The sequence below is a fragment of the Sphingomonas sp. AOB5 genome, assembly GCF_029433115.1.
GTDB lineage: Bacteria > Pseudomonadota > Alphaproteobacteria > Sphingomonadales > Sphingomonadaceae > Sphingomonas.
Genome location: NZ_JARNTV010000008.1, coordinates 47,784 through 55,000, shown reverse-complemented (window position 1 = coordinate 55,000; position 7,217 = coordinate 47,784). Strand labels below are relative to the sequence as shown.

Sequence of the window (7,217 nt, the reverse complement as noted above, 5' to 3'; positions counted from 1 at the left end):
CAAGGGTTCCTGCGCAAGGCTAATCCGCGCAGGGTGAGCCGGCCCCTAAGACGAGCCCGAAGGGGGTAGTCGATGGGAACCACGTTAATATTCGTGGGCCTGGTGGTGTGTGACGGATTTCGTGTGTTGTACGTCCTTAACGGATTGGACGTGCTTCGAAGAAGTCCCAGGAAATAGCCCCACCGTATAGACCGTACCCGAAACCGACACAGGTGGTCAGGTAGAGTATACCAAGGCGCTTGAGAGAAGTGTCCTGAAGGAACTCGGCAAATTGCCTCCGTACCTTCGGAAGAAGGAGGCCCAGCATAAGCGCAAGCTCTTGTTGGGGGCACAGGCCAGGGGGTAGCGACTGTTTAGCAAAAACACAGGGCTCTGCTAAGTCGGCTTCAAGACGACGTATAGGGCCTGACGCCTGCCCGGTGCCTGAAGGTTAAGTGGAGGGGTGCAAGCTCCGAAATGAAGCCCAGGTAAACGGCGGCCGTAACTATAACGGTCCTAAGGTAGCGAAATTCCTTGTCGGGTAAGTTCCGACCTGCACGAATGGCGTAACGACTTCCCCACTGTCTCCAGGACATGCTCAGCGAAATTGAATTCTCCGTGAAGATGCGGAGTACCCGCGGTTAGACGGAAAGACCCCGTGCACCTTTACTGCAGCTTCAGAGTGGCATTAGGAAGGAACTGTGTAGAATAGGTGGGAGGCTTTGAAGCATTGGCGCCAGCCGATGTGGAGCCACAATGTGAAATACCACCCTGTTGTTTTCTGATGTCTAACCTCGAACCATGAAACTGGTTCAGGGACCCTCTGTGGCGGGTAGTTTGACTGGGGCGGTCGCCTCCTAAAGAGTAACGGAGGCGCGCGAAGGTTGGCTCAGGCCGGTTGGAAACCGGCTGTTAGAGTGCAATGGCATAAGCCAGCCTGACTGCGAGACTGACAAGTCGAGCAGAGACGAAAGTCGGTCATAGTGATCCGGTGGTCCCTCGTGGAAGGGCCATCGCTCAACGGATAAAAGGTACGCCGGGGATAACAGGCTGATAACCCCCAAGAGCTCATATCGACGGGGTTGTTTGGCACCTCGATGTCGGCTCATCACATCCTGGGGCTGGAGCAGGTCCCAAGGGTTTGGCTGTTCGCCAATTAAAGTGGTACGTGAGCTGGGTTCAGAACGTCGCGAGACAGTTTGGTCCCTATCTGCCGTGGGCGTCGAAATTTGAGAGGAGTTGACCCTAGTACGAGAGGACCGGGTTGAACATACCTCTGGTGTACCTGTCGTCGTGCCAACGGCGCAGCAGGGTAGCTATGTATGGACGGGATAACCGCTGAAAGCATCTAAGCGGGAAGCCTCCCTCGAGATAAGATTTCTTAGGACGGTGAAAGACCATCACCTTGATAGATCGGATGTGGAAGCGCGGTAACGCGTGGAGCTAACCGATACTAATTGTCCTATTCGCGCTTGAGAGTCCCACCATCAATGTCAGCCCTGGGTAAAACCAGCTGTCATCTGATGATGGATGATCATCGCAGCCCGTATTACGAATACCAAAGTGCACGGTATCGATTTGAAACCCAATTTCTCAGCTACACCGGCTTCATTGCTTGGTGGCTATAGCGTCTGTGCCCCACCCGATCCCATCCCGAACTCGGCCGTGAAACCAGACTGCGCCGATGGTACTATCGCTCAAGCGATGGAAGAGTAGGTCGTCGCCAGGCATTGCAGCCGGTGTGCGCTGAGAGATGAAGTTTCCTCGGAAGAACCCATTCACAACGTCAGAGACACCTCCGAAAGCCGGTAGTCTGCGAAAGGCCGATCGGCCGCCTGAGGGCAACGAAATTGCCGCGGGATGGAGCAGCCCGGTAGCTCGTCAGGCTCATAACCTGAAGGTCGTAGGTTCAAATCCTACTCCCGCAACCAAGACAAATAGGCCGTCGACCCTCGGGTTGGCGGCCTTCTTGCGTTTTGGGCCCCGCTGTCCGACACTCTCCGCACGCGGGCGCACCATCCCCGGCCTGACCGGGCCGCGGGAGCAAGGAGAGCTGACATGGCGACTGCGCTGTTTCCCGAATCCGACCTGTCCGATCGCGCCGCGAGGCGCGGGATCACCATCACGCCGTCGACGCCGACGATCGGTGCGGAGATTTCCGGCGTGGATCTCGATGCACCGCTCAGCGACAGCGAGGCCGAGATCATCCGCGATGCCTGGCTGAGCCGGAAGGTGATCTTCTTCCGCGATCAGGACATCAGCCATGAGAGCCATCTCCGCCTCGGCCGCATGTTCGGCGAGCTGGAGGGGCATCCGGTCATCCCGCACGTCGACGGGCATCCGCACATCCTGATCATCCGCGGGGTCGAGGGCGTGACGCCGACCGCGGAGACGATCGAGCCGTTCAAGGCATTCAACAAATGGCACACCGACGTGACCTTTCGCGAACGGCCGTCGATCGCATCGATCCTGCGGATGCGGCTGATGCCGGCCCAGGGCGGCGATACGATGTGGGCGGATACCGCCGCGGCGTATCGCGGGCTGCCCCAGGCAGTGAAGGACCGCATCGCCGATCTAGACGCCGAGCATGATATCGTCCGCAGCTTTGGCGGGCGGGTTACCGAGGAGCGCCGCGCGCAACTGGCGCGCGACTTCCCGGCGGTCCGCCATCCCGTCGTCCGTACCCACCCCGAGACCGGCGAGAAGATCCTCTACGTCAATCACACCTTCACCAGTCGCATCCTCGACATTCCCGAGGCGGAGAGCGACCAGCTGCTCCGCTTGCTGTTCGACCGGATCAAGGTGCCCGAATATCAGGTCCGCTTCCGCTGGACGCCCAACGCGATCGGCATCTGGGACAATCGCTCCACCCAGCATTACGCGGTTGGCGATTATTGGCCGCAGGATCGCGTGCTCGAACGGGTGACCGTATCGGGCGATGTGGTCACGCGATGAAGCAGTTCTTGGGCAAGTATCGCGGTATCGTCGTCGACAATCTCGATCCGATGATGCTCGGCCGGTTGCAGGTGTCGGTCCCGCAGGTGCTGGGCGAGGTGATGAGCAGTTGGGCGATGCCGTGCGTGCCTTATGCCGGATATCAGGTCGGTTTCTGCATGACGCCGCCGATCGGCGCGGGTGTGTGGGTGGAGTTCGAGGGTGGCGATCTCGACTATCCGATATGGGCGGGCTGCTATTGGCGGGAAGGCGAGCGGCCGGCCGGCGCCGAACTGCCCGAGAACCGGATGATCCGCACCGACGCCTGCGAACTCCGGCTGAGCGATGCGCCGGTCGAGGGCGGGTTCACGTTCAGCGTGACCGGGCCGGCAGTCGTGACAGACGTGATGCTGACCGCCACCAACGAAGGCTTCAGCATCGCCGTCGGCGACATCGTCTATACCCTGGACGAGAGCGGGAAGCTGGTACCCGGCGCGCTGCCGGACTAAGCCCTTCAACATGCTTCACAATGACAATCTGACCGCCGAGCGGCCGACCTTCGTCACCCATCTCGAATGCTCGATGACCGGGGAGCGCTATGAGGCCGACCGGCTGCACGGGCTTTCGAAGGTCGGGCGGCCATTGCTGGTTCGCTATGATCTCGACGGAGCCGGTGCAGCACTCACCAAGACGGATCTGGCCGGCCGGCCCGCGGATCTGTGGCGGTATCGTGAGCTGCTGCCGGTACGGCGGACGGAGAATATCGTCAGCCTTGGTGAGATCTCCACCCCGATCATCGAGCTTCCCGCTGTCGCTCGCGAGGCGGGGGCGAGCAATCTGTGGGTCAAGGACGAGGGGCGGCTGCCCACCGGATCGTTCAAGGCGCGGGGCCTCGTCATGGCGATTGCGATGGCGAAGGAGCTGGGTGTCACCACCATCGCGATGCCGACCAACGGCAATGCCGGGGCCGCCGCGGCGGCCTATGCCAGCCGGGTGGGGATCGAATCCGTCATCTTCTGTCCGGCCGATACGCCCGAGATCAACGTCCGCGAGATCGCGGCGCAGGGGGCGCGGGTTTACCGTGTCAACGGCTTCATCGACGATTGCGGCAAGCTGGTCGGGCAGGGTGCCAGGGAACGCGGATGGTTTGATCTGTCTACCTTGAAGGAACCATATAGGATCGAAGGCAAGAAGACGATGGGGCTCGAACTGGCCGAACAGTTCGGCTGGGAATTGCCCGACGTGATCTTCTATCCCACCGGCGGCGGCACCGGGCTGATCGGCATGTGGAAGGCGTTCGACGAGATGGAGGCGCTGGGCTGGATCGGGGCCAAGCGGCCGAAGATGGTCGCGGTGCAGGCCGAGGGCTGCGCGCCGATGGTCCGCGCCTGGGAGGCCGGCGAGCGGCACGCGACCCGTTGGGAAGGTGCGCATACCATCGCGATGGGCATCCGCGTGCCGCAGGCGGTTGGCGATTTCCTGATCCTCGACGCCGTCCGCGCCTCGAACGGTTTCGCCATGGCGGTGAGCGACGAAGCGATCACGCAGGCCGTCGACGATGCCGCGCGCAAGGACGGCCTGCTGCTCTGCCCCGAGGGCGGGGCGACGCTAGCCGCGTGGCGGGAGGCGTTGAGCAAGGGGCTGATCTCGCCGGATGACCGCGCGCTGCTGTTCAACTGCGCGACAGGGCTGAAATACCCGATGCCCGATCAGTCGAAGACGCTCGACAAGGATGGGCCGATAGACTTCGCGATCCTCTAGCTGCCCGGGAACAGCTCGACATGGGTTTCGGCGGTGCGTCCGAAATACATGGCACGGCGGCCCGGGATCGAAACCAGGTATCCGGCGCACCCGGCTGCCCGCACCCGGTCGCAGAAGCCCGGATACGTATAGCCCGCGACCAGCATCTGCGCGTCGCGGATTGCGGCCCGGATCGTCTCGACGTCGAAGGCCGCCGCGATCGCCACCGGGCTGACATGGGCTGGCAGGTCCAGCGTCTCGCCGCTCCCGTGATAATAGGTCGCGGTGCCGCGGCGATAGTCGATCAGATAGCCGTCGAACCCGGCAGCGGCGAGCAAGCCGACTGCCTCCGGAAAGCTGATCGTGTCGGTCTCCGCGCCCGCAAGGCAGCGGCGCGCCAGCGCCTGGTTTGCGGCATTCATGCAATATCCCCGGTTCAGTTGACGGGCGTCGCCGACAGGCCGTGCGTGCCCACGAGTTGGCGCATGAGCCGCTCGATCGTGGCGCGATCCTCGGCGGATAGCGCGCTGAACCACTCGGCATCATTCGCATCGGCAAGCGCGGCGAGCGCGGGAACCAGCGCCAACCCGGCATCGGTAAGCGAGAGGAGATGCGCCCGCTCGTCCTCCTCGCTCTCCGCCCGCGCAACCAGCTTCTTGTCGATCAGCCGCACCGCCAGCTTGCTGATCGCTCCGCGCGTCATGCCCAATCGCTCGGCGAGGCGACTGGGGCCGATCGAATCGGCATCGTATAGCGTGCGAAGAAAGACCCATTCCGCGACGGTGACGCCCCGTCCCTCAAGTTTGCGGGCAAAGCCGTGCGAGACATGGTTCGATACATGGCGCAGCCAGTATCCGAGATGCGCAGTGAGTGGCGGCAAAGGCGGGCGATCGCTCATGTTGACTAGGAAACTATAGGCGGAAAGTTTCCTAGTCAACCAGATTGCGCATGTGGCTAGGCCGCCGCGCCATTCCCTCCTATCCTCGACCCCATGAGCGAGCATGAATGGTGGCGGGGCGCCGTCGTCTATCAGATCTATCCGCGCAGCTTCGCGGACTCGAACGGCGACGGGATCGGCGACCTGACGGGCATCACCGCGCATCTGGATCATGTCGCGTCGCTGGGCGTGGATGCGGTGTGGCTATCGCCTTTCTTCACCTCGCCGATGAAGGATTTCGGCTATGACGTGAGCGATTATCGCGACGTCGATCCGCTGTTCGGCAGCCTCGCCGATTTCGACGCGCTGATCGCCCGTGCGCACGAGTTGGGCCTGAAGATCATCATCGATCAGGTCTATTCGCACACCAGCGACCAGCATGACTGGTTCCGCGCCAGCCGGGCGAGCCGGACCAATGCCAGGGCCGACTGGTATGTGTGGGCCGATCCCAAGCAGGACGGCAGCCCGCCCAACAACTGGCAATCGGTGTTCGGCGGCCCGGCTTGGCAATGGGACGGGCGCCGCGGCCAATATTATCTCCACAATTTCCTGGTCGAACAGCCCGATCTGAACTTCCACAACCCGGAGGTTATCGAGGCGTCGCTGGAGACGGCGCGTTTCTGGCTGGATCGCGGCGTGGACGGCTTCCGCCTCGATGCGATCAACTTCGCGGTGCATGATGCGGCGCTGCGCGACAATCCGCCGGCGCCCGACACCGGCCGTATCCGCACCCGGCCTTCAGACTATCAACTGCCGACCTATACCCGCAACCAGCCCGAACTGCCCGCCTTCTTCGAGAAGCTCCGTGCGCTGATCGACAGCTATGGCGAGCGCTTCACAGTGGCCGAAGTGGTTGGCCGCGCGCCTGAGCGCGAGATGCATGAATATACCCGCGGCAACACCCGGCTGAGCAGCGCATACGGCTTCAACTTCCTCTATGCCGACCGCCTGACCCCGGCGCTGGTGCGCGATGCCGCTGCCAAATGGCCGGGCGAGCCGGGCGAGGGATGGCCGAGCTGGGCGTTCGAGAACCATGATGCGCCGCGCGCCGTCTCCCGCTGGATCGGCCCGGAGCATCGCGCCGCATTCGCGCGGATGAAGATGCTGTTGCTGCTCACCCTGCGCGGCAATCCGTTTTTGTATCAGGGCGAGGAACTGGGGCTGACCCAGGTCGAGATTGCGTTCGAGGACCTTCAGGATCCCGAGGCCATCGCCACCTGGCCGCTGACCCTTGGCCGCGATGGCGCGCGGACGCCGATGCCGTGGCGGGCGGATGCGCCGCTTACGGGCTTCAGCACCGGCAAGCCGTGGCTGCCGATCGGCCCCGATCACCCGGCACTGGCGGTGGACCGGCAGGATGGAGACCCGCATTCGCTGCTGAACCTGACCCGTCGCCTGATCGCGATCCGCAAGGCGACGCCCGATCTGGTGACCGGCGGCATGCGGGTGGTGCGGGCGGACGAAGCGCTGCTGGTGTTCGAACGCGGGGGACTGGTGTGCGCGTTCAATCTCGGCCCCGATCCGATCGAATGGCACGGCGCGGGTGAGATCGTCGCCACCGTGAATGGCGCGAACCCGGCGCGACTGCCGGGCTATTCGGGCGTGGTTCTGCGATAGGCCGATCTTC

The 7,217-nt window shown here is 63.0% G+C and carries 6 protein-coding genes, 1 tRNA gene and 2 rRNA genes (1 of these 9 only partly in view); 7 read left to right on the top strand and 2 right to left on the bottom strand.

The annotated features are described in order from the left end of the window. The 6 genes from P1X14_RS05780 to P1X14_RS05755 all read left to right on the top strand — a co-directional run. Positions 1-1,456, top strand: a 23S ribosomal RNA gene (locus P1X14_RS05780) (it extends 1,339 nt beyond the left edge of the window). Between the two features lie 137 nt (positions 1,457-1,593). Then, positions 1,594-1,708: ribosomal RNA gene (rrf, locus tag P1X14_RS05775) — 5S ribosomal RNA — on the top strand. A gap of 125 nt (positions 1,709-1,833) precedes the next feature. Then, a tRNA-Met gene (locus tag P1X14_RS05770) sits at positions 1,834-1,910 on the top strand. Positions 1,911-2,037: 127 nt separating this feature from the next. Further along, positions 2,038-2,934 carry a TauD/TfdA family dioxygenase gene (locus P1X14_RS05765; RefSeq protein ID WP_277314368.1) on the top strand — a complete coding sequence of 299 codons (897 nt, stop codon included), beginning with the start codon at positions 2,038-2,040 and terminating at the stop codon, positions 2,932-2,934. Further along, complete coding sequence (locus P1X14_RS05760) at positions 2,931-3,422, top strand: phage baseplate assembly protein V (protein ID WP_277314367.1); 492 nt, start codon at positions 2,931-2,933, stop codon at positions 3,420-3,422. The genes P1X14_RS05765 and P1X14_RS05760 overlap by 4 nt, the downstream gene beginning before the upstream one ends. A gap of 10 nt (positions 3,423-3,432) precedes the next feature. Next, positions 3,433-4,674, top strand: a complete 1,242-nt coding sequence (locus P1X14_RS05755; protein ID WP_277314366.1) for a threonine synthase — start codon at positions 3,433-3,435, stop codon at positions 4,672-4,674. Here P1X14_RS05755 and P1X14_RS05750 read toward each other — a convergent pair. Next, positions 4,671-5,075, bottom strand: coding sequence for a hypothetical protein (locus P1X14_RS05750; protein WP_277314365.1), 405 nt, complete (start codon positions 5,073-5,075; stop codon positions 4,671-4,673). The genes P1X14_RS05755 and P1X14_RS05750 overlap by 4 nt on opposite strands. A gap of 14 nt (positions 5,076-5,089) precedes the next feature. Continuing rightward, positions 5,090-5,551, bottom strand: a complete 462-nt coding sequence (locus P1X14_RS05745) for a MarR family transcriptional regulator (protein ID WP_277314364.1) — start codon at positions 5,549-5,551, stop codon at positions 5,090-5,092. Positions 5,552-5,644: 93 nt separating this feature from the next. Here P1X14_RS05745 and P1X14_RS05740 point away from each other — a divergent pair, with 93 nt between their 5' ends. After that, entirely contained in the window at positions 5,645-7,207 is a 1,563-nt protein-coding gene (locus P1X14_RS05740; RefSeq protein ID WP_277314363.1) for an alpha-amylase family glycosyl hydrolase, read from the top strand. The last annotated feature ends 10 nt before the right edge of the window (positions 7,208-7,217 follow it).

What these genes read in the sequence shown, in the direction of transcription:
- P1X14_RS05765 (WP_277314368.1), top strand. Translation starts at nt 2,038, where the DNA reads ATGGCGACTGCGCTGTTTCCCGAATCCGACCTGTCCGATCGCGCCGCG.
- P1X14_RS05760 (WP_277314367.1), top strand. Translation starts at nt 2,931, where the DNA reads ATGAAGCAGTTCTTGGGCAAGTATCGCGGTATCGTCGTCGACAATCTC.
- P1X14_RS05755 (WP_277314366.1), top strand. Translation starts at nt 3,433, where the DNA reads ATGCTTCACAATGACAATCTGACCGCCGAGCGGCCGACCTTCGTCACC.
- P1X14_RS05750 (WP_277314365.1), bottom strand. Translation starts at nt 5,075, where the DNA reads ATGAATGCCGCAAACCAGGCGCTGGCGCGCCGCTGCCTTGCGGGCGCG.
- P1X14_RS05745 (WP_277314364.1), bottom strand. Translation starts at nt 5,551, where the DNA reads ATGAGCGATCGCCCGCCTTTGCCGCCACTCACTGCGCATCTCGGATAC.
- P1X14_RS05740 (WP_277314363.1), top strand. Translation starts at nt 5,645, where the DNA reads ATGAGCGAGCATGAATGGTGGCGGGGCGCCGTCGTCTATCAGATCTAT.